13 protein-coding genes and 1 pseudogene are annotated in these 20,385 nt (G+C 73.6%); 3 read left to right on the forward strand and 11 right to left on the reverse strand.

Annotated elements, in window-relative coordinates:
• Nucleotides 1-28 precede the first annotated feature (28 nt).
• On the reverse strand, nt 29-538 hold the full coding sequence (gene nrdR / locus ABD981_RS36300) for a transcriptional regulator NrdR (RefSeq protein WP_046911341.1): 510 nt from the start codon (nt 536-538) through the stop codon (nt 29-31).
• A gap of 536 nt (nt 539-1,074) precedes the next feature.
• Here nrdR and lexA point away from each other — a divergent pair.
• Complete coding sequence (gene lexA, locus ABD981_RS36305; RefSeq protein WP_046911342.1) at nt 1,075-1,863, forward strand: transcriptional repressor LexA; 789 nt, start codon at nt 1,075-1,077, stop codon at nt 1,861-1,863.
• A gap of 89 nt (nt 1,864-1,952) precedes the next feature.
• Here the strand turns inward: lexA and ABD981_RS36310 are convergent, their stop codons facing one another.
• The 5 genes and pseudogenes from ABD981_RS36310 to ABD981_RS36330 all read right to left on the reverse strand — a co-directional run bounded on the left by ABD981_RS36310 (nt 1,953) and on the right by ABD981_RS36330 (nt 10,200).
• Nucleotides 1,953-3,923 (reverse strand): ATP-dependent DNA helicase, encoded by a 1,971-nt coding sequence (locus tag ABD981_RS36310; protein ID WP_046911343.1) that lies wholly within the window; start codon nt 3,921-3,923, stop codon nt 1,953-1,955.
• Nucleotides 3,924-3,972: 49 nt separating this feature from the next.
• On the reverse strand, nt 3,973-5,793 hold the full coding sequence (locus ABD981_RS36315) for an IucA/IucC family protein (protein WP_046911344.1): 1,821 nt from the start codon (nt 5,791-5,793) through the stop codon (nt 3,973-3,975).
• Nucleotides 5,794-5,893: 100 nt separating this feature from the next.
• Nucleotides 5,894-6,623 (reverse strand): annotated as a pseudogene (locus ABD981_RS36320) (GNAT family N-acetyltransferase).
• 81 nt (nt 6,624-6,704) lie between these two features.
• Nucleotides 6,705-8,450: an IucA/IucC family protein gene (locus ABD981_RS36325; RefSeq protein ID WP_338058656.1), complete on the reverse strand. Its 1,746-nt coding sequence runs from the start codon at nt 8,448-8,450 to the stop codon at nt 6,705-6,707.
• Nucleotides 8,451-8,877: 427 nt separating this feature from the next.
• A complete protein-coding gene (locus ABD981_RS36330) occupies nt 8,878-10,200 on the reverse strand; it encodes a diaminobutyrate--2-oxoglutarate transaminase family protein (protein ID WP_046911363.1) in 1,323 nt (440 codons plus the stop codon).
• 496 nt (nt 10,201-10,696) lie between these two features.
• Here ABD981_RS36330 and ABD981_RS36335 point away from each other — a divergent pair, with 496 nt between their 5' ends.
• Together ABD981_RS36335 and ABD981_RS36340 are read left to right on the forward strand one after the other, a co-directional pair.
• Nucleotides 10,697-11,875: a trypsin-like serine peptidase gene (locus ABD981_RS36335; RefSeq protein WP_046911346.1), complete on the forward strand. Its 1,179-nt coding sequence runs from the start codon at nt 10,697-10,699 to the stop codon at nt 11,873-11,875.
• 147 nt (nt 11,876-12,022) lie between these two features.
• The gene (locus ABD981_RS36340) at nt 12,023-13,195 is read left to right on the forward strand and encodes a trypsin-like serine peptidase (RefSeq protein ID WP_046911347.1); all 1,173 of its coding nucleotides are present in this window, start codon (nt 12,023-12,025) and stop codon (nt 13,193-13,195) included.
• 118 nt (nt 13,196-13,313) lie between these two features.
• Here ABD981_RS36340 and hflX read toward each other — a convergent pair whose 3' ends face one another.
• From hflX to ABD981_RS36365, 5 genes are all read right to left on the reverse strand, one after another.
• Entirely contained in the window at nt 13,314-14,807 is a 1,494-nt protein-coding gene (gene hflX / locus ABD981_RS36345; RefSeq protein WP_046911348.1) for a GTPase HflX, read from the reverse strand.
• 147 nt (nt 14,808-14,954) lie between these two features.
• Nucleotides 14,955-16,445 (reverse strand): M1 family metallopeptidase, encoded by a 1,491-nt coding sequence (locus ABD981_RS36350; RefSeq protein ID WP_046911349.1) that lies wholly within the window; start codon nt 16,443-16,445, stop codon nt 14,955-14,957.
• 65 nt (nt 16,446-16,510) lie between these two features.
• The gene (locus ABD981_RS36355) at nt 16,511-18,661 is read right to left on the reverse strand and encodes a RelA/SpoT family protein (RefSeq protein WP_046911350.1); all 2,151 of its coding nucleotides are present in this window, start codon (nt 18,659-18,661) and stop codon (nt 16,511-16,513) included.
• 142 nt (nt 18,662-18,803) lie between these two features.
• A complete protein-coding gene (gene dapF, locus ABD981_RS36360) occupies nt 18,804-19,697 on the reverse strand; it encodes a diaminopimelate epimerase (RefSeq protein WP_046911351.1) in 894 nt (297 codons plus the stop codon).
• A 173-nt stretch (nt 19,698-19,870) separates the two neighbouring features.
• Nucleotides 19,871-20,335, reverse strand: coding sequence for a hypothetical protein (locus tag ABD981_RS36365; protein ID WP_046911352.1), 465 nt, complete (start codon nt 20,333-20,335; stop codon nt 19,871-19,873).
• Between the last annotated feature and the right edge of the window lie 50 nt (nt 20,336-20,385).

Here is a 20,385-nt window from a genome sequence, read left to right on the forward strand (position 1 = left end):
CGGATCGTCCTCGATCCGGCCCGCCGGTCTAGTCGGCGGCGGTGGCGGGAACGGGGACCTCTGGGGTCGCTCCGGTCCCGCGCAGCTCAGCGGGAGGCCGCTCGCGGAGTTCCACGACGGCGGCCTCGAAGTCTTCGAGGCTGTCGAAAGCCTTGTACACGGACGCGAACCGCAGGTACGCGACGAGGTCGAGCTCCTGCAGCGGGCCGAGGATGGCCAGGCCCACGTCGTGGGTGGTCAGCTCGGCGCTCCCGGTGGCGCGCACCGCCTCCTCGACCCGCTGGCCGAGCTTGGCGAGGGCGTCCTCGGTGACCGGCCGCCCCTGGCACGCCTTGCGCACGCCGGAGATGACCTTGGTACGGCTGAAGGGCTCGGTGACGCCCGAACGCTTGACCACCATCAGCGAGCACGTCTCCACCGTCGTGAAACGGCGGGAGCAGTCGGGGCACTGGCGGCGGCGTCGGATGGACGTCCCGTCGTCGGTGGTGCGACTGTCGACGACCCGGCTGTCGGGGTGCCTGCAGAAGGGGCAGTGCATGTGGTTCCGACCCTCCCTCACGGCACGACTGAATAGCCTCACCGGGCCCGTCAAGGCCCTCGAAGCGACCACCAGCATAGGTGATGCGGGGACCCTCGGCAGACCGAGGACCACTAGTTCTGGGTGGCTGATGCAATCCAACCACTAGATCTTGGGGCGGACCGCGATTTCGACCTACCTGCGCGTGTCGCGCTCCCGACCGGCCACGAGGGTACGGGAAGGGCGCGGCGGCACGGATTCCGGGGTCGCCGATGCGACACTGGGAGGGCACCCCCGCCCCACGCGGTCCGGCGCTGAAGGTTACCGTAATGACCGAATTGAGACACCGACGAGAGACCGGTGAGAGACCGGTGGCACATCGGTGACGTCGGCGACGGAGAGGCCTGCGATCACGCCCTGTGGGCCGCATATACACCCACGTACACACACGCGTACGGCGATCTGCGATTTTTCACTCGAACGTGTGTTTGGCGCAACCTTTCGAAAGCCACTACCGTTGTGCCAGCCAGGGAGACCATTCGAGAGGGGCCGCCGACGTGACCACCACCGCAGACAGTGCCACCATCACTGCCCAGGACCGCTCCCAGGGCCGACTCGAGCCGGTGCATGCGATGAATGACGCAGCCATGAACGGGGAGGAGCCCGGCCGACCCGCGCGCTCGCTCCCCGGACGCCCCCCAGGCATCCGGGCCGACAGCTCCGGCCTCACCGACCGGCAGCGCCGGGTCATCGAGGTCATCCGCGACTCGGTCCAGCGCCGCGGCTACCCGCCGTCGATGCGTGAGATCGGCCAGGCCGTGGGCCTCTCCAGCACCTCCTCGGTGGCGCACCAGCTGATGGCGCTGGAGCGCAAGGGCTTCCTGCGGCGCGACCCGCACCGCCCCCGCGCGTACGAGGTGCGGGGCTCGGACCAGCCCAGCACCCAGCCGACGGACACCACGGGCAAGCCCGCCGCCTCCTACGTCCCCCTGGTCGGCCGCATCGCGGCCGGTGGCCCCATCCTGGCGGAGGAGTCCGTCGAGGACGTCTTCCCGCTCCCCCGGCAGCTGGTCGGCGACGGCGAGCTCTTCGTCCTGAAGGTCGTCGGCGACTCCATGATCGAGGCCGCCATCTGTGACGGGGACTGGGTCACGGTCCGCCGCCAGCCGGTCGCCGAGAACGGCGACATCGTGGCCGCCATGCTCGACGGCGAGGCCACGGTCAAGCGCTTCAAGCGCGAGGACGGCCACGTCTGGCTGCTGCCGCACAACGCGGCGTACCAGCCGATCCCCGGCGACGAGGCCACCATCCTCGGCAAGGTCGTCGCCGTGCTGCGACGGGTGTGACCGCACCTCGTCGGCCCTGAACCGGGCCCCGGGAACCACTGCGCCGGTCCCGGGGCCCTGCCGTGTCTCCAGGGCCCCCAGGACGTGGGCTACGCCTTCGCGTCCGCCGCCGCGTCGATCGCCGCCAGCGACTTCCGCACCTGATTGCGGTCGGTGGTGTACCAGAAGTCCGGCAGCGAGGCCTTGAGGTAGCTGCCGTACCGGGCCGTCGCCAGCCGCGGATCGAGCACCGCGACGACGCCCCGGTCCCCCGTGGCCCTGACCAGTCGGCCGGCGCCCTGCGCCATGAGCAGCGCCGCGTGCGTCGCCGCCACCGCCATGAAGCCGTTGCCCCCGGCGTCCTCCACCGCCTTCTGCCGCGCGCTCATCAGCGGGTCGTCGGGCCGCGGGAAGGGGATCTTGTCCATCACGACGAGCTGGCAACTCGGCCCCGGCACGTCGACGCCCTGCCACAGCGAGAGCGTGCCGAAGAGGCAGGTCTTCGGGTCGGCGGCGAAGTTCTTGATCAACTCGCCGAGCGTGTCCTCGCCCTGGAGCAGGATCGGCAGCTCGGGAATCCGGCTCCGCAGCTCCTCCGCCGCCTGCTGCGCGGCCCGCATCGAGGAGAACAGGCCGAGCGTGCGCCCGCCGGCGGCCTGCATCAGCTCGGTCAGCTCGTCCAGCATGTCGCCGCGCTCACCGTCCCGGGCGGGCCGGTTGAGGTGCTTGGCGACGTAGAGGATGCCCTGCTTCGGGTAGTCGAACGGCGAGCCGACGTCGATGCCCTTCCAGACCGGCAGGTCGTCGCCCGTGGTGCCCTCGGGGGCCAGCCCGAGCGAGGCGCCCACCCCGTTGAAGTCGCCGCCCAGCTTGAGCGTGGCCGAGGTGAGGACCACCGAGCGGTCGGCGAAGAGCTTCTCGCGCAGCAGCCCCGAGACGGTGAGCGGGGCGACCCGCAGCGAGGCGCCGAAGCGGTCGTGCCGCTCGTACCAGACGACGTCGTACTCCGAGCCCTGGGTGATCCGCTCGGCCACGCCGTGCACCGTCTCCACGGAGGCCATGGCCTGCTTGCGGACGGCGTCCTCGTCCTGCACGGAACGGTCGCGGGTGTTGCCGAGGGCCGTGATCACCGCGCGGGAGGCGTCGCGCAGCGCCATCAGCGCGTACGCCAGGTCCTCAGGGATCTCCTCCAGCCGGCCCGGCAGGGCCAGCTCCATCAGCCGCTCGAAGCCCTCCGCCGCGGTCTGGAGCTGGTCGGCGACCTTCTCGTCCACCAGCTTGGACGCCCGGCGCACCGCCCGGTTGACCTGGCCGGGCGTGAGCTCGCCGGTGGCGACGCCGGTCACGCGGGAGACCAGCTCGTGGGCCTCGTCGACGATCAGCACCTCGTGCTGCGGCAGCACCGGCGCACCCTCGATCGCGTCGATGGCGAGCAGCGCGTGGTTGGTGACGACGACCTCGGCCAGCTTGGCCCGCTCGCGGGCCGCCTCGGCGAAGCACTCCGGACCGTACGCGCACTTGCTCGCGCCCAGGCACTCGCGGGAGGAGACCGAGACCTGAGCCCAGGCCCGGTCGGAGACGCCCGGCGTCAGGTCGTCCCGGTCGCCGGTCTCCGTCTCGTCGGACCAGTCCCGCAGCCGCAGCAGGTCCTGGCCCAGCTTGCTGGTGGGGGCCGCCGCCTCGAAGGGGTCGAAGAGGCCGTCCTCCTCGTCCTGCGGGACGCCCTCGTGCAGGCGGTGCAGGCAGAGGTAGTTCGACCGGCCCTTGAGCATGGCGAACTCCGGGCGGCGGCGCAGCTGCGGGTGCAGGGCGTCGACCGTCCGCGGGAGATCGCGCTCGACGAGCTGGCGCTGGAGGGCCAGGGTCGCCGTCGCGACCACCACCCGCTCCCCCTGCGCCAGCGCCGGTACGAGATAGCCGAGGGATTTACCGGTGCCGGTGCCGGCCTGGACGAGGAGGTGCGAACCGTCGTCGATGGCCTCGGTCACGGCCTCGGCCATGGTGACCTGGCCGGGGCGCTCCACACCGCCGACGGCGGCGACGGCGGCGTGGAGGAGGTCGGGGAGGGATAGCTTCGTCATAGCGCTTCCAGCCTACGGGGCGGCACCGACAGCCGGTCCCTCCCCGTGATCACGCGAGGGGGTTCGGGACGGTGCCGTGGACGGCGGCGTGCGGGCGCTCGGGCCGGTCGCGGTAGCCGTCCAGGTGGAGACGGTTGCGGTTGAGACAGAGGCGCTCGATCCGGGGGACGAGGAGGTCGAACAGCTCGAAGCGTTCCTTCAGCTCCGGGAAGCGGGCCTGGTGGCGCAGGATCTCGGCCCGCAGCAGGGTCCAGAACTCCTCCTCCGGGGTGCCCAGTTGCTCCTCGTACAAGGGCGCCAGGTAGCGGAAGACGCCGACGAAGAGGCCCGAATGGATGAACTGGGTGAGGAAGTCCGGCTCCTCGGTGAGCAGCACGGCCCGGACGTCGTCCGGCATGGTGGCGTGCTCCGGGAGCGGGTGGGCGCTGATGTTCACGTCGTCGACGAAGTCCTTGATCGCCAGCCGCACGGGCACGTCCTGGTCGTCGAAGACGACGATGGCGTTCTCGCCGTGCGGGGAGAAGACGGTGCCGTACTGGTAGAGGAAGTGCAGCAGCGGCGGCATCAGGGCGGCGAAGAGGCGCTGGAGCCAGGCCCGGGGGGCGAGCCCCGAGCGGGTGACGAGCTCGGCGACGAAGGCCCGGCCCTCGGGGTCGGTGTGCAGCAGCGCGGCGAGGGTGCGGGCGCGTTCGCCCGGCGGCAGGCGCAGGGGTTCGCGCCAGATCGCGCCCAGGAGCTCCTTGTACTGGTACGGCACTTCCGGGAGCCGGTCGTACAACGGGTGCTCGACGGTGACGGAGGCGACCTCGCCGAGCAGGATCACCCCGCACTCGTCGCGCAGGAAGGGGTCGGCGTCCCGCAGGCCGTGGACCCAGGAGGTGACGGCCGGGGCGGCGAGGGTGCGCTCGGTGGGCAGGCCGCGCCAGACGAGGGTGTTGAGGACGGACAGCGGCAGCTTGACCGTGTGGCGGTCGGGGCGGCTGGTGTTGAGGAAGGTGCGGATCGACTGCTGCGGCAGGCGCAGGTCGCCGTCGGCGGTGAGCGGCACCAGGGCCCCGGAGGCGATGGCGGGGGCGTACAGCGGGAGCAGGACCTCGTCCCACTGCCAGGGGTGGACCGGCAGGAGGAGGTAGCCGTCCGGGTCGAGGCCGCGGGCCCGCAGCGTGGCGTGGAAGGACGCCCGGACCTCGGGGTCGAGCTCGCGGGCGTAGAGCAGGTCGGGGGTGTCGAGGCCGGGGACCCCGCGGTAGGCGGCGATCCGGCTGCTGACCGCGATCCACGGCAGGTGGGCGGCGCGGCGGGCCTCGGGGGCCCAGCGGGCGGCGTCGGTGGCGGAGAAGCCGATGCGGCCCTTGTTGAGGACGAGCCAGGGGTGGCCGGTCTGGTGGCCTTCGAGTTCCGCGTAGCCGAGGTCGGCGAGCCGGGCGGCGGGCAGCGCGGTGTGGTCGAGCCGGGTGTCGGCGGCGAGGGTGGTGGTGAGCTCGCGGATGAGGTGGCCGAGGGTGGCGCCGTCGAGGTCGAGGAGGCGCCGGGCCCGCACCAGGAAGTCCAGCGGGTCGGTGGCCGGGCTGCCGTCGACGGTGATCGAGTCGGGCTCCACCCGCCAGCTGCCGTAGGCGCCGCGACGGGCGGTGAAGGCGAGCGTGCCGCCGTCGTCGAGGGTGAGGGTGTACGGGCCGGGCCGGCCGTCGTCCGTGCCGGGCCCGGCCGGCCGGGGTTCGACGATCTCCTCGTACGAGAACTCGGCGAGGGCCTTGGCGAGCAGGCGGGTGGAGGCCCGGGCCCAGGCGGCGGGGTTCAGTTCGGGTGGCACGCAGAGGGCCGGTGGTGCGGGTGGTGCGGAGTCGTGGGGTGCAGGGGACGTCGACACGAGGACTCCTCCGGGTGGGAACCGCTGTGGGGCGAGCGGTGGTTGCGAGTCGGTGGGCGCGATTCGGTGGTGCGAGTCGGTGGTGCGAGTCGGCGGCTGCTCACAGGACGTGGCGCAGGGCCCGGTCGCGGACCATGAGCGCGGCACGCTTGTCGGGGAGCTCGACCTCCGCGGACAGACGGAAGCCGGCGCCCAGGAAGGCCGCCACGGAGGGGGTGTTGCGCAGGTCGGGCTCGGCCAGGACCCGGGTGCACCGGGGCCGGTGGTCGAGGACCAGGTCGGCGACGGCGCGCAGCAGAGTGGTGCCGACTCCGCGGCCGCGGTCGGCGACGCCTCCGACGAGCAGGTGGATCCCGGTGTCGTGCGGGCGCGCCGGGTAGTACCGGGCGAGCGGGTCGAGGTCGGCCCGGTAGATCTCGAAGTAGCTCATCGGGGTGCCGTCGAGGACGCCGAGGCAGGGCACGCTCCGTCCGTCGCCGTCGAGTTGGGCGCCGATGTGGTCGGCGGTCACGCTCGCGGGTCCCGCGAGCTCCCAGAAGGCGGCGACGGCGGGGGTCGTTCATCCAGCGGGCGACGAGCGGCAGGTCGCGGTCGAGCCGTACGGGGACGAGGCGGAAGCGGCCGACGGGGGTGTCGGCCGGCTGCCAGTCGGCGACGGCGTCGAGGAGGTCGCCGCCGTCGGCGGGCCCGCTCGGCAGGTCGGCGCCGAGGAGCGCGACGAGCTCCTCGGGCAGGTGCAGGTCCAGGGTGTCGTCGGCGCCCGGCTGGCTGCCGGTGCCGGGTACGGGGCCTGCGGCCTCGGTGCCGGGGTGCGCATCGGTGGGAGGCACGGGGCGCTCTCCTCTCGGCGGGTCGGTGTCGGTGGGTCGGGCGGGCGGGTCGACGGGGCCGGGGCCACCGCCGCGGAGGGGTCAGGCGCGGAGGGGGTTGGTGAGGGTGACGTACACGGACTGGGTGTCGACGGGGCCGACCAGCTCGTCGAGGCCGTGGAGCCGGGTGAGGAGGTTGGCCTTGCAGCGCAGGGTCGCGGCCTCCAGGAGACGGTGCGGCAGCGGGGAGCCCAGGCTGGTCGCGGTGGCGAGGAACCGGCGCAGGGCGGCGAGCAGGACGCGCTCGTCGGCGAGCCGCTGCGCGCCGAAGGCGCCGATCAGCCCGAGGACGTTGTTGATGCCGAGGTAGTAGGCGAAGCGCTCGTCGGTGACCTGGTCGGAGACGAAGGTGTCGCTGGCCTCGCCGATGCCGGGGAGGCGGCTCTCGAGTTCGTCGCGGCGGGACTCGCGGAAGTAGTAGCCCTGGTTGTCGCGGTAGCGGCCGCCGACGGGCCAGCCCTCGGGGTCGAGCAGGACCAGGGTGTTCTGCTGGTGGGCCTCCAGGGCGACGCCTGCCCGGCCGTCGAGCCAGAGCACGGGGCGGACCACGAGGTCGAGGTAGCGCAGGAACCACTCGGCGGCGACGGCCGTGGTGGGGCGGCCGGTGCGGGCGGCGAGCCGGGCCGTGATCTCGGCCAGGCGCGAGCTCATGCGGGCGGAGCCGGGCCGGGGCCGTGGTGAGGTGAGGGCGGCGAGGCAGACGGCGTCGTCGCCGGCGGCGAAGGGGTTGTGCCGGATCATCACGTCGAGGCCGGGGACGGCTTCGCCTTCGGGGGTGTCGACCGCGAGCCAGGCCGGGTCGCGGACGATGTCGAAGCCCGGGTGGGCGGACTGCCACTGGTCGACGAGGCCGGTGCGGAGCAGCCGGTGCACCTCGACGCCGCGGTGGAGTTCCTTGCGCAGGTTCTCGCGGCGGGAGTTGGTGATCCGCACGCCGAGGGAGAGCTTCAGCATGGCGCGGGCACCGGGGCGGTGCACCGTGCGGACGGAGGAGGTCGGGTGCCAGCGGCCGCCGTGCGGGCCGAGGTCGTGGAGGAGGCCCGCGTCGAGGAGGGCGGCGACGGCGGGGCGGTGGCGGAGCTCGCGGGCCTGCCAGGGGTGGAGCGGCAGGGCGGCGGTGCCGGCGGGGAGGTCGAGGCCCTCGGCGAGGGCGGCGGTGAGCTGGGCGGCGGCGACGGGACGGCCCTGCTCGGTCCAGGCGGAGTCGGCGGCGAGGACCCTGTGGTCGACGGCCATCCAGTGGAGCGGGAACGAGCCGTGCGACTCGGGCGAGTAGAGCCGGGCCTCGGCCTCGGAGAGCCCCTCGCGGCTCTTGGGGGTGGGGTGGAGCGGGTGGCCGAGCAGCAGGGACTGTTCGGCGGTGAGGAAGAGGTCGGCCTCGGGGCCCGGCAGCGGGTCGCGGCGCCGTTCGGCGATGAACTCGGCGGTGCGGCGGGCGGAGTCGGCGACGCGGCCGACGAGTTCGGTGCCCTCGGGGCGCCCGCTCTCGCGGCTGAGCAGGGCGGCGACGGTGACCGCGTCGACGGTCGGCGCGGTGGCCGGGAGGCCTTCGAGGGCGGGGGCGCCGAAGCGGTGCCAGCCGGTGGGCGACCAGTAGCGGACGGGGACGAGCAGGGCGGTCCCGGAGGCGTCGAGGGGGATGCGCAGGGTGGCGGCGCCGGGCGCCGCCAGGTCCTTCTCCCGTACCCAGCAGCGCAGCAGGTTCTCGACGGCGGCCTGGTCGGCGGCCCGGCGGGGGTCGGGGTCGTCCAGCGGATCCGGGTCGTCCAGCGGATCCGGGTCGGCCACGGGCTCGGCGGACCCGGCGGACGCGGGGGACCCCGGGGATCCGGGGCTCCAGACAGACCCGACAGACCCGGCGGACACAGCGGACTGGACAAACCCGGTAGATCCGACAGACCCGGCGGCCGCACCGGCCACCGACGCCACCTCATGCACGGAAGCCACGGCGGGAACGGTGGCGAACGACGTCGTCCGCACGGGGGACGCCGCCGGTGCGGAAGCCACGCACGGCCCGGCGGACGCGGAGGGCACGCCCGGGCCCGGGTACTGGTGCGGCACGGTGGGTTCGGCGGCGAGCGGGGCGTTCGCGGAGCCGGAGGGCTCGTGGGCGGGGGTGGGATTCACGGTGGCTTCCTTGGGAGGCGGGCCGGGGGATGCGGCCGGGTGGGTCGGTCCGGGCGGGTCCGGTCCGGGAGCGGGGGGCGGCCCGGATTCAGCGGGCCGGCCCGGACGGGCGGGCCCGGTGAACCCGCTCGGCGGCGGCGAGGGCGTCGGCGAAGCGGTCGAGGACGGCGGCCGCCTGCTCGTCGGTGAGGGTGAGCGGGGGCAGCAGCCGGACGACCGCGTTGTGGCGGCCGCCGAGTTCGACGATGAGGCCGCGGTCGAGGCACTGGCGCTGGACGGTGGTCGCGAGGGCCGGGTCCGGCGGCGGGGCGAGGTCGTCGGGGCCCTGGGCCTCGGGGTCGACCAGTTCGACGCCGATCATCAGGCCGCGGCCGCGGACGTCGCCGATGCAGGGGTGGGCGGCGGCGAGGCCCTGGAGCCGGCCGAGCATGCGGGTGCCGAGGGTGCCAGCCCGGGCGGCGAGCCCGTTCTCCCGTACGTAGGCGAGGGTGGCGGCGCCGGCCGCCATGGCGAGCTGGTTGCCGCGGAAGGTGCCGGCGTGGGCGCCGGGTTCCCAGGCGTCGAGCTCGGAGCGGTAGACGACGACGGCGAGCGGGAGGGAGCCGCCGATGGCCTTGGAGAGGACCATCACGTCGGGGACGACGCCGCTGTGCTCGACGGCCCAGAAGGTGCCGGTGCGGCCGACGCCCGTCTGGACCTCGTCCGCGATCAGCGGGATGGAGCGGGCGGCGGTGATCTCCCGCATGCGGCGCAGCCAGCCGTCGGGGGCGGGGATGACGCCGCCCTCGCCCTGGACGGGTTCGAGGATCATGCCGGCGGGGGCGGGGACGCCGCTCTTGGGGTCGTCGAGCGCGGTCTCGGTCCAGCGGGCGGCCAGTTCGGCCCCGCGCTCGCCGCCGATGCCGAAGGGGCAGCGGTAGTCCTGCGGGTAGGGCAGCCGGGCGACGCGGACGTCGGTGGCGCCGCCGGACACGTCGAGGGCACCGGCCGTCATGCCGTGGTAGGCGCCGCTGAAGGCGACCACGCCGGTCCGGCCGGTGGCGGTGCGGACGAGTTTGAGGGCCGCCTCGACGGCGTCCGTCCCGGCCGGCCCGCAGAACTGGATGCGGGCGTCGTCGGCGAGTCCGGCCGGGAGCGTGGCGAACAGCTCGGTGGTGAAGGCGTCCTTGACGGGCGTGGCCAGGTCCAGGACGTGCAGCGGCGCACCCGAGTCGAGGACCTTGCGGATGGCTTCGAGGACGACGGGGTGGTTGTGGCCGAGGGCCAGCGTCCCGGCGCCGGAGAGGCAGTCCAGGTAGCGGCGGCCGTCGGCGCCCTCGATGGTGAGCCCCCGGGCGCGCACCGGGACGATGGGCAGGGAGCGCGCGTAGGTGCGGGCGGCGGACTCCCGCTGCGCCTGCCGGCGCAGGATGCCCTCGTGGACGGCGGCCTCACCGGTCGCGCGCGTCCCGCCCCGGGGGGCGTCGCGGTGGTCGTGACGCGCCTCGCCCCCGCTCGCGTCCGGGTGGTCGTCCCGGTGGTCGTCGCAGGTCCGCTGGTCCGGCGTCACGGCCGGAGCTGGTTCGGTCACGGCCACGGCTCGCAGTCCTCCCGCGGTAACAGTTGCGTTGCACATCGGTACGGTGCAGGGCCACCCGAAGAGGTGTCCCGGACACCGCCGTCGTGTCCCCCGTCCGTACCAACGACGGGGCCTGCCGGGGATCACGGCCGGAGGCCAAGATCTTGGCGTGTCCCGGATCACGGACCGGCAAAGGCCGTTGGGGGCACGGAACCGCGGACCTGCGTCGTGCCGTCCCCTCCGGCACCGGCATAGTGGGGGCTTCACACGGGACGGCCGTCCGTGCCGCCCCGCTTCACCGATGCACACGCTGATACACAAGTTGACGTAGTCCCAGGGGGATCACGAGATGCGATCGATTCGTCCGATGCTGGCCGCAGCATCCGCCGTCGCGGCACTGACGCTGACGGCGACGGCCTGCGGTCCGACCGAGGACAACGCGGGGGGTGACAAGCCCAGCGCTACCGCGACCCCGGCCTCCGACGGCAAGATCACGATTCCGGACGACCTGAAGCAGCGCCTGAAGGACCACGGGATCGACGTGGACAAGTGGCGCAACGGCGAGTGGAAGAACTGGGACAAGGACAAGTGGCTGCGTGAGGCCAAGGACTTCGTCAACCCGATCATCGAGGACCTCTGGGACCCGGACCGGATGCGGGACGCCGAGCGCCCCGACAAGCCGGTCAAGGACGAGGACATCTCCGGTGACAAGGGCGTGACCGACCCGACGCCCGAGCCGGTCAAGGCCCGTTCCGTGCAGGCGCCGTACCACTCGACCGCGCCCGCCTCCGGCAAGGTCTTCTTCGACGGCCCCGAGGGCTCGATGGTCTGCTCGGCCACGGTCGTGCAGGACCCGGCGCACCCGGGCAAGTCCAACATGGTCTGGACGGCCGGGCACTGCGTGCACGCGGGCAAGAAGGGCGGCTGGTACCGCAACATCGCCTTCGTCCCCTCGTACAACAACGCCGGGAAGCCGACCGCCGAGCTGGAGAAGGCGACCCGCGAGGAGATCGCCCCGTACGGCGTGTGGTGGAGCGACTGGGCGAAGACCTCCGACCAGTGGATCGCCCAGGGCGGGCAGACCGGCGGCCAGGGCGCGCCGTACGACTTCGCGGTGCTGCACGTGACGCCGGAGAAGGGCGCCACGGGCAAGTCCCTGGAGGAGACGGTCGGTTCGGCGCTTCCGGTGGAGTTCAACGCCCCGGCCGTGCCGAAGATCGCGGACATGACCGCGACCGGCTTCCCGGCGGGTCCGCCCTACGACGGGCAGAAGATGTTCCAGTGCCAGGACAAGCCGGGCCGCCTCTCGGTGAAGACCGAGCAGCCGACGATGTACCGGATCGGCTGCACCATGACCGGCGGTTCCTCCGGCGGCGGCTGGGTGGCCAAGGGCCAGGACGGCAAGCCGGCGCTGGTGTCGAACACCTCGATCGGCCCGGTGACGGCGGGCTGGCTGGCCGGGCCGCGACTGGGTGCCGAGGCCAAGGGTGTCTACGAGGGCGTCAGCAAGAAGTACGCGAACCGCTGACCCCGTGCGGGAGGGGCGGGACCCGTCCGGGGTCCCGCCCCTCCGTACGGGCATACTGTGCACCGCTAGTGACGCGTCCATGGCAATGCGGAGCGGGTGATTCCGACCCGGCCGGACGCGCAGAACACTCCAGGGGGACATCACTTCATGCGTTCCATACGACTTCTGCCCGGTCTCACGGCCCTGGCGGCGGCGCTCGCGCTGACCGCCACGGCCTGTGGTCCGACCGAGACCCCGGCGGCCGACAAGCCCGCCGACAAGCCCGCCGCCTCCACGCCCGCCGAGGACGGCGCCGGTTCCGGCTCCGACCTCACCAAGGACATCGCCGGCAAGCTGAAGAAGCACGGCGTCGACCTCGACAAGTGGAAGGACGGCGACTGGAAGAACTGGGACCAGGACAAGTGGCTCCGTGAGGCGGAGGACTTCGTCAACCCGGTGATCGACGGTCTCTGGGACCCGGCCCGGATGCAGTCGGCGAAGAGCCCCGACCCGACGATCACCGCGCAGGCCGGCAGCTCCGGCAGCGACCCGGTGCCGCGGCCGGTCCAGGCGCAGCGCGAGAAGACGCCTTACCACCGCTACGCGGCCCCGGTCGGCAAGATCTTCTTCGACTCGCCCCAGGGCTCGATGGTCTGCTCCGGCACGATCGTCAAGGACCCGCGCCGCCCCGGCAAGTCCAACCTCGTGTGGACCGCGGGCCACTGCGTGCACGCCGGCAAGAAGGGCGGCTGGTACCGCAACATCACCTTCGTCCCGGCCTTCAACGACCTGGGCAAGTCCCCCGCCGCGCTGCGCAACGCGCAGCCGCACGAGGTGTACCCCTACGGCCAGTACTGGGCCGACTGGGCCGTGACCTCCGGTGAGTGGATCAAGGGCGGCGGCACCAACCAGGCCTGGCCGTACGACTACGCCGTGCTGCACGTCCAGCCGGAGCGGGGCGGCAAGTCCCTGGAGGAGACCGTGGGCGTGGCCCTGCCGGTCGACTTCTCGGCCCCTGCACCCTCGCGGGCCGGCACGGTCGGCGCCTGGGGCTACCCGGCGGCGCCGCCGTACAACGGCATGATCATGCACAAGTGCCTGGACCGCGCCACCCGCCTCACCACGGCCCCGGCCACGCCGACGATGTTCCGGATCGGCTGCACCATGACCGGCGGCTCCTCCGGCGGCGGCTGGTTCCGCGTGCTGCCGAACGGCACGACGGCGCTGGTGTCGAACACCTCGATCGGCCCGGCCGGCCGCACCGGCTGGCTGGCCGGACCGCAGCTGGGCCGCGGCGCCAAGGCGGCCCACGACATGGTCAGCAAGAAGTTCGCCCGCTGACCCGAGGGCACCGACGTGAAAGCGCCGGCCGCCTCCCGTGTGGGAGGCGGCCGGCGCCTTTTTCAGCCTTGCCCGCCCGCTCGCGTCGACGCGCGCGGGCGTCCTCGCGAGGTCCGCGTCAGTGCGCGGCCGGGACGTACGGCGCGAGGAGCGCCGCCAGTTCCTCGTGCACGCGCGCCTTGAGCAGGGTGCCCTCCGGGGTGTGCTCCTCGGAGAGGACCTCGCCCTCGGCGTGCACCCGCGAGACGAGACCGCCCTCGGTGTACGGCACCAGGACCTCGATCTCGACCTGAGGCCGCGGCAACTCCGACTCGAGGAGGGCGAGCAGCTGCTCCATGCCCTCGCCCGAGCGGGCCGAGACCGCGATGGAGTGCTTCTCCACCCGCAGCAGCCGCTGGAGCACCAGCGGGTCGGCCGCGTCCGCCTTGTTGATGACGACGATCTCCGGCACGTTCACCGCGCCGACGTCGCGGAACACCTCGCGCACGGCCGCCAGCTGCTCCTCCGGGGCCGGGTGCGAGCCGTCCACCACGTGCAGGATGAGGTCGGAGTCGCCGACCTCCTCCATGGTGGAGCGGAAGGCCTCGACCAGGTGGTGGGGCAGGTGCCGGACGAAGCCGACCGTGTCGGCCAGGGTGTAGACCCGGCCGGTGGGCGTCTCGGCCCGGCGGACGGTCGGGTCGAGGGTGGCGAACAGCGCGTTCTCCACCAGCACGCCCGCGCCCGTGAGGCGGTTGAGCAGCGAGGACTTGCCGGCGTTGGTGTAGCCGGCGATGGCGACCGACGGGATCTTGTTCCGGCGGCGCTCCTGCCGCTTGATGTCGCGGCCGGTCTTCATCTCCGCGATCTCCCGGCGCATCTTCGCCATCTTCTCGCGGATCCGACGCCGGTCGGTCTCGATCTTGGTCTCACCGGGACCACGGGTGGCCATGCCGCCACCGCCGCCGCCACCCATCTGCCGGGAGAGCGACTGACCCCAGCCGCGCAGCCGCGGCAGCATGTACTGCATCTGCGCGAGCGCGACCTGCGCCTTGCCCTCACGGGACTTGGCGTGCTGGGCGAAGATGTCGAGGATGAGGGCGGTCCGGTCGACCACCTTCACCTTGACGACGTCTTCGAGGGCGATGAGCTGGCCGGGGCTGAGCTCGCCGTCGCAGACGACGGTGTCGGCGCCGGTCTCCAGCACGATGTCCCGGAGTTCGCGTGCCTTGCCCGAGCCGATGAAGGTGGCCGGGTCCGGCTTGTCGCGGCGCTGGATGACGCCGTCGAGCACGAGGGCACCCGCCGTCTCGGCGAGGGCCGCGAGCTCCGCGAGGGAGTTCTCCGCGTCCTGCACCGTCCCCGAGGTCCACACACCGACCAGCACGACGCGCTCGAGGCGCAGCTGGCGGTACTCGACCTCGGTGACGTCCTCGAGCTCGGTGGAGAGGCCGGCGACACGGCGCAGGGCCGCGCGCTCGGAGCGGTCGAACTGGTCGCCGTCCCGCTCCCCGTCGATCTCGTGGCTCCAGGCGACGTCCTCTTCCATCAGGGCATCGGCCCGAAGGCTCTCGGTGCGGTTCGTCTCCGCGAAGCTCTGCTTGTCCTGGGAAGGGGATGAAGAGGAGGTCATTTGATCCTTACGTCGAAGGGGAAGTCGTCACGGAAAAATCCGTCACGGCAGTCACAACGCGTGACGTCCCGGAAGAATTCCCGGGGTCCGGCCGCGCCGCCGACCAGAAGATGGTGACACGGCCGGACCGGGCCCGTCATCCCGGTTTCACGGCCGTGGCGCGCGGCTGTGCCAGTCGGGGTGGCCCGGCATGGGCGGGGTCTTCGCCGCGTAGAGCCAGTCGGCGAAGAACCGGGTCAGGTCGCGGCCGGAGATCCACTCGGCGAGCGCGATGAAGTCCTTGGTGCCCGGCGTGCCGTCCTGGTGCTCGCTCACCCAGGTGCGCTCCAGGCGCTGGAAGGCCTCGGTGCCGATCTCGTGGCGCAGCGCGTACAGCGCCAGGGCGGCCCCGTCGTAGACGACGGGGCGGAAGAGGCTGATCTTCTCCCCCGGCTCCGGCGGCTTGGGCGCGGCCGGCGGGCCGCCGTCCGCGCGCCACTGGTCGGAGGCCCCGTAGGCGGCCTTCATGCGCCGCTCCAGGGTGGGCCCGCCCTTCTCCTCGGCGTACAGCGCCTCGTACCAGGTGGCGTGACCCTCGTTGAGCCACAGGTCGGACCAGGTGCGGGGCGAGACGCTGTCGCCGAACCACTGGTGGGAGAGCTCGTGGACCATGATCGAGTCGACGTACCAGTCGGGCAGGCCCGGCTCGGTGAACAGGCCGCGCTCGAAGAGGGAGAGGGTCTGGGTCTCCAGCTCGAAGCCGGTGTCGGCGTCGGCGACGAGCACCCCGTAGGTCTCGAAGGGGTACCCGCCGAGCCGCTTCTCCAGCCATTCGAGGTGGCCGGGGGTGCGGCGCAGCCAGGGCTCCAGGAGCTCGCGGTCGGCGGTGCGCACGACGTCCCGGAGCTTGAGGCCGTGCGGGCCCTGCCGGTGCACGACGGTCGATTCGCCGATGGAGACCTGGGCGAGCTCGGTGGCCATGGGGTGGGCGGTGCGGTACGTCCAGGTGGCGGTCGCGCCCTTGCGGACGCGGCTCTCGGGCAGGCCGTTGGCGACGGCGGTGAGGGCGTTGGGGGCGGTGATCCGGAAGGTGAAGAAGGCCTTGTCGGAGGGGTGGTCGTTGGAGGGGAAGACCCGGTGGGCGGCGTCGGCCTGGTTGGCCATGGCGAGGCCGTCGCCGGTGCGGACCCAGCCGCCGCTGTCGGCGGGCCCGCGGGGGTCGCTGGTGTGGGTGACGGCGATCTCGACGGCCTCGCCGCGGTCGACCGGGCGGGCGGGGGTGATCACCAGGTCCTCGCCGCTGCTCTCGTAGGCGGCGGGTTCGCCCTCGACGGTGACGGCGGAGACGGTGCCGTGGGTGAAGTCGAGGTTGATCCGGTCCAGGTCGCCGGTGGCCAGCGCCTGGATCCGGGTGACGGCCGCCAGCGGCGCGGTGTTGCGGCCGGGGTAGGTGAGGGAGATGTCGTACGAGAGGACGTCGTAGCCGGGGTTGCCCAGCTGCGGGAAGAGCGGGTCCCCGATGCCGAGCGGCGCGGCCGGCGGCAGGGCGGCGGCGACGAGTCCGGCGGAGAGGGCGACGAGGACGGCGGAGCGCAGCACGCGCGCGCGGGCACGCGCGCGGGGCGACGGGGGGCGGGGCGTGCGGGAGGGGAGCGGCATGGGCTACGGCTACCAGGGCGCGGGCCGCTCCCCGGGGCGGCGCGCGCGCCCGCCACCCGAAGGGGTCAGGGCTGTGGTGACGCGGGGTGCCGGGCGCGGCTCACGTCGTACACCCCGGGCACGTCCCGCATGGCGCGCATGAGGGCGGGCAGCCCGGCGGCATCGGGGAGTTGGAGGGTGTACGTGTGGCGGACCCGCTGTTCGCTGGGGGGCTCGACGGTGGCGGCGACGACGGCGGCGCCCTCGGTGGCGATGGCCTCGGTGAGGTCGGCGAGCAGCCGGGGCCGGCCGAAGGACTCGGCGACCAGGGTGACGCGGCAGGCGGCGGTGTCGCCCCAGTGGACGGTGACGGGCGCGCGCCCGAGCCGCCGCATGGCGTCGGCGGAGGCGCAGGCGGTGCGGTGCACGGTGACGGCGCCGCCGCGCACGACGAAGCCGGTGATCTCGTCGGGGGGTACGGGGGTGCAGCAGCCAGCGGGGCGCACGGCGGGGGTCTCGGTGCCGGGCAGCTCGGCGCGCAGCCGGGTGCCGGAGCGCCGGTCGGCGGTGACGCCCACGGCGGGGCGGGGGGCCGCGGCGGGGATCTTGGCGGCCTCCGGGTGGGTCCGGAGCCAGCCGGTGATGGCGATCCGGGCGGCGGGGGTGCGGGCGTGGTCCAGCCACTGCGGCGAGGGCCCGGAAGCGGTGTCCTGGGCGAGCAGCGGCTGGACGGTGTCGCCGTCCTGGAGGACGGTGCTCAGGGGCGCGAGCCGGCCGTTGACCCGCGCCCCGAGACAGCTGTGGGCGGCTTCGCCGTGCTGGGCGTAGGCGGCGTCGACGCAGGTGGCGCCGGCGGGCAGGCTGATCGTGCCGGGGGTGCCGCCGTCGGTGCGGAAGACGGTGATCTCCTGGTCCTGGGCGAGGTCGGCGCGCAGCGAGGTCCAGAAGGTGTCGGGGTCGGGGGCGGCCTGCTGCCAGTCGAGGAGCCGGGAGAGCCAGCCGGGCCGGGTGGGGTCGGCGCGCTCGCCGTCGTCGCCGGGGGGCTGGTCGGCGGCGGTGTCCGGGCCGCTGTACGGGTTGCCGAGGGCGACCACGCCGGCCTCGGCGACCTTGTGCATCTGGTGGGTGCGGATGAGCACCTCGGCGACGGCGCCGTCGGGGGCGGCGACGGCGGTGTGGAGCGACTGGTAGAGGTTGAACTTGGGGGCGGCGATGAAGTCCTTGAACTCGGAGACCACCGGGGTGAAGCAGGTGTGCAGCTCGCCGAGGACCGCGTAGCAGTCGGCGTCCTCGGCGACCAGGACGAGGAGCCGGCCGAAGTCGCTGCCGCGCAGGTCGCCGCGCTTGAGGCGGACCCGGTGGACGGAGACGAAGTGCCGTGGCCGGACGAGGACTTCGGCGCCGACCCCGGCCTCGCGCAGCAGGCCGGAGACCTGTTCGGCGATGGCGGCGAGCGCGTCGCCCGCGCCGGTGTTCCCGGCGATGAGGGCCCGGGTGGCCTCGTACTCCTCGGGGTGGAGGATGGCGAAGACCAGGTCCTCCAGTTCGGTCTTGAGCGCCTGGACGCCGAGGCGCTCGGCGAGCGGGATGAGGACGTCGCGGGTGACCTTGGCGATGCGGGCCTGTTTCTCGGGGCGCATCACGCCCAGCGTGCGCATGTTGTGCAGGCGGTCGGCCAGCTTGATCGACATGACCCGGACGTCGTTGCCGGTGGCGACGAGCATCTTGCGGAAGGTCTCGGGCTCGGCCGCCGCGCCGTAGTCGACCTTCTCCAGCTTGGTGACGCCGTCCACGAGGTACGCGACCTCGTCGCCGAACTCGTGGCGCACCTGGTCGAGCGTCACCTCGGTGTCCTCGACGGTGTCGTGGAGCAGGGCGGCGGTCAGGGTGGTGGTCTCGGCGCCGAGTTCGGCGAGGATCAGGGTGACCGCGAGCGGATGGGTGATGTAGGGCTCGCCGCTCTTGCGGAACTGGCCGCGGTGCGAGGACTCGGCGAGGACGTAGGCCCGGCGCAGCACGGCCAGGTCGGCCTCGGGGTGGTGGGCGCGGTGCGCCTCGGCGACGTGCCCGATGGCGTCGGGCAGCCGGTCGCGGGCGGCGGGGCCCGCGGTGGCGCCGAGCAGGGCGGCGCGGCCGAGCCTGCGCAGGTCGATCCTGGGGCGGCCGCGTCTGCGGCCGGGAGCGTCGGGGCCGGTGGCCCCGGCCTCGCTCACGGGGTTGGTGGCCTCTGCGCTCATGGGGCACCTCCGGCGGCGTGGACCGGCGGAGGGCCGGGGCAGGGCGTGCCCGGCGGGCCGGTGCTTGATGCTACCGACCCCACCACGTGGCGCAGTCCCGCTCTCGCCGAGCGTGAACCGGATCACCCATTCGAGGGACGAATCAGTCGTTGACGGTTTCGATTCGGGGCGCGAGCCACGCCGGATCGACCGTGCCCTCGGCGACGATCACGGCCGGGCCGGTCATCTCGATCTCCCCGTCGGGGTGCTCGGTGATGACGAGCGTGCCGCCGAGGACGTCCACCGTGTACGTGACGGGGGCGCCGGACAGGGCCGGGTCGGCGCCGTCCCGGCGGGCGGTGGCGACGGCGACGGCGCAGGCGCCGGTGCCGCAGGAGCGGGTCTCGGCCGCGCCGCGCTCGTGGACGCGCATGGCGACGTGGCGGGGGCCCCGGTCGGCGACGAACTCGATGTTGACACCGTCCGGGTAGACGCCGGCCGGCTCGTACGGCGGCTCGTCGTCGAGCTTGCCCGCGTGGTCGAGGGAGTCGACGAAGGCGACCGCGTGCGGGTTGCCCATGTTGACGTTGCGGGCGGGCCAGCTGCGCTCGCCGACCGTGACGGTGACCCCGTCCTCGGGGAGCACGGCGCGGCCCATGCGGACGGTGACGGAGCCGTCCTTGTCGAGGTGGACGCGCTTGACTCCGCCGCGGGTGGCGACGGCGACCTCGCCGGCCGTGACGTGTCCGGCGTGCTCCAGATAGCGGGCGAAGACCCGGACACCGTTGCCGCACATCTCGGCGACGGAGCCGTCCGCGTTGCGGTAGTCCATGAACCACTCGGCCTCGTCTGCCAGGTGCCGCGCGTCCGGGTGGGCGGCGCTGCGCACCACGTGCAGCACCCCGTCGCCGCCGATCCCGGCCCGGCGGTCGCACAGCCGGGCGACGAGCGCGGCGGGCAGGTCCACGGCGTTCTCCGCGTCGGGGACGATCACGAAGTCGTTCTCGGTGCCGTGGCCCTTGAGGAACGTGAGGGGCGAGGTCTGCGTGCTGGTCACGGGATCAACTGTACGGGGCGGGTACGACACCGGGCGGGACGGTCCAGGGGACGGACGGCCGCCGGCGGGTGCGGTGCGGCACGGGGTGTGCCGTGGGGTACGGGGAGGGCCGTGCGGTGCCGACGGGTGCGGCCCCGTCGGGCCGGTGCGGGGCCGGCCCCTCCCGGTGCGGCTCAGCGCAGGCGGGCCACGCGCCAGACGGCGAGCACGACCAGGAGGGCGCTCAGCGACACGTACAGGGCGAGGGCGCGCCAGTTCGGGCGGTCGCCGGAGCCGCGGGCGGGCAGGCCCGGCCAGGTGTAGCCGACCCGGCGGGCGGCCATCATGCCCCAGCCGGCCGCGCAGGAGCTGATGAGCAGTCCGAGCATGGCGACGACGGCGCCGCCCTCGCCCGAGCCGAAGGCGAGCGGGAAGGCGAACATGAGGGAGCCGACGGCGGCGAGCCCGACGATCGGGGCGAGCTGCCAGATCCGCAGGCGGCGCTGCGGCCGCAGTTCCACCTCGACCTCCGCCGCGTCCACCTCGACGGCGCTTCCCTCGGCCTGGTCGGGTCCGTCCGGCGTCAGTCCGGACGCCCCACCGGGGGTTTCGCCCCGGACGGCGGACTGCTGCTCCGTGTCACGAGGGCCGGCCTCCATCGCCACGCACCCTCCCAACTCGGACTCCACTTGGTCGATCGATGCTCGAT

Origin of the sequence: Streptomyces showdoensis (assembly GCF_039535475.1) — a bacterium.
Classification (GTDB): domain Bacteria; phylum Actinomycetota; class Actinomycetes; order Streptomycetales; family Streptomycetaceae; genus Streptomyces; species Streptomyces showdoensis.

Bases quoted from the DNA above. Each gene is read 5' to 3' on its own strand.
- nrdR (WP_046911341.1), bottom strand. From the start codon at position 538: ATGCACTGCCCCTTCTGCAGGCACCCCGACAGCCGGGTCGTCGACAGT.
- ABD981_RS36355 (WP_046911350.1), bottom strand. From the start codon at position 18,661: ATGAGCGCAGAGGCCACCAACCCCGTGAGCGAGGCCGGGGCCACCGGC.
- ABD981_RS36340 (WP_046911347.1), top strand. From the start codon at position 12,023: ATGCGTTCCATACGACTTCTGCCCGGTCTCACGGCCCTGGCGGCGGCG.
- ABD981_RS36335 (WP_046911346.1), top strand. From the start codon at position 10,697: ATGCGATCGATTCGTCCGATGCTGGCCGCAGCATCCGCCGTCGCGGCA.
- ABD981_RS36310 (WP_046911343.1), bottom strand. From the start codon at position 3,923: ATGACGAAGCTATCCCTCCCCGACCTCCTCCACGCCGCCGTCGCCGCC.
- hflX (WP_046911348.1), bottom strand. From the start codon at position 14,807: ATGACCTCCTCTTCATCCCCTTCCCAGGACAAGCAGAGCTTCGCGGAG.
- ABD981_RS36350 (WP_046911349.1), bottom strand. From the start codon at position 16,445: ATGCCGCTCCCCTCCCGCACGCCCCGCCCCCCGTCGCCCCGCGCGCGT.
- ABD981_RS36365 (WP_046911352.1), bottom strand. From the start codon at position 20,335: ATGGAGGCCGGCCCTCGTGACACGGAGCAGCAGTCCGCCGTCCGGGGC.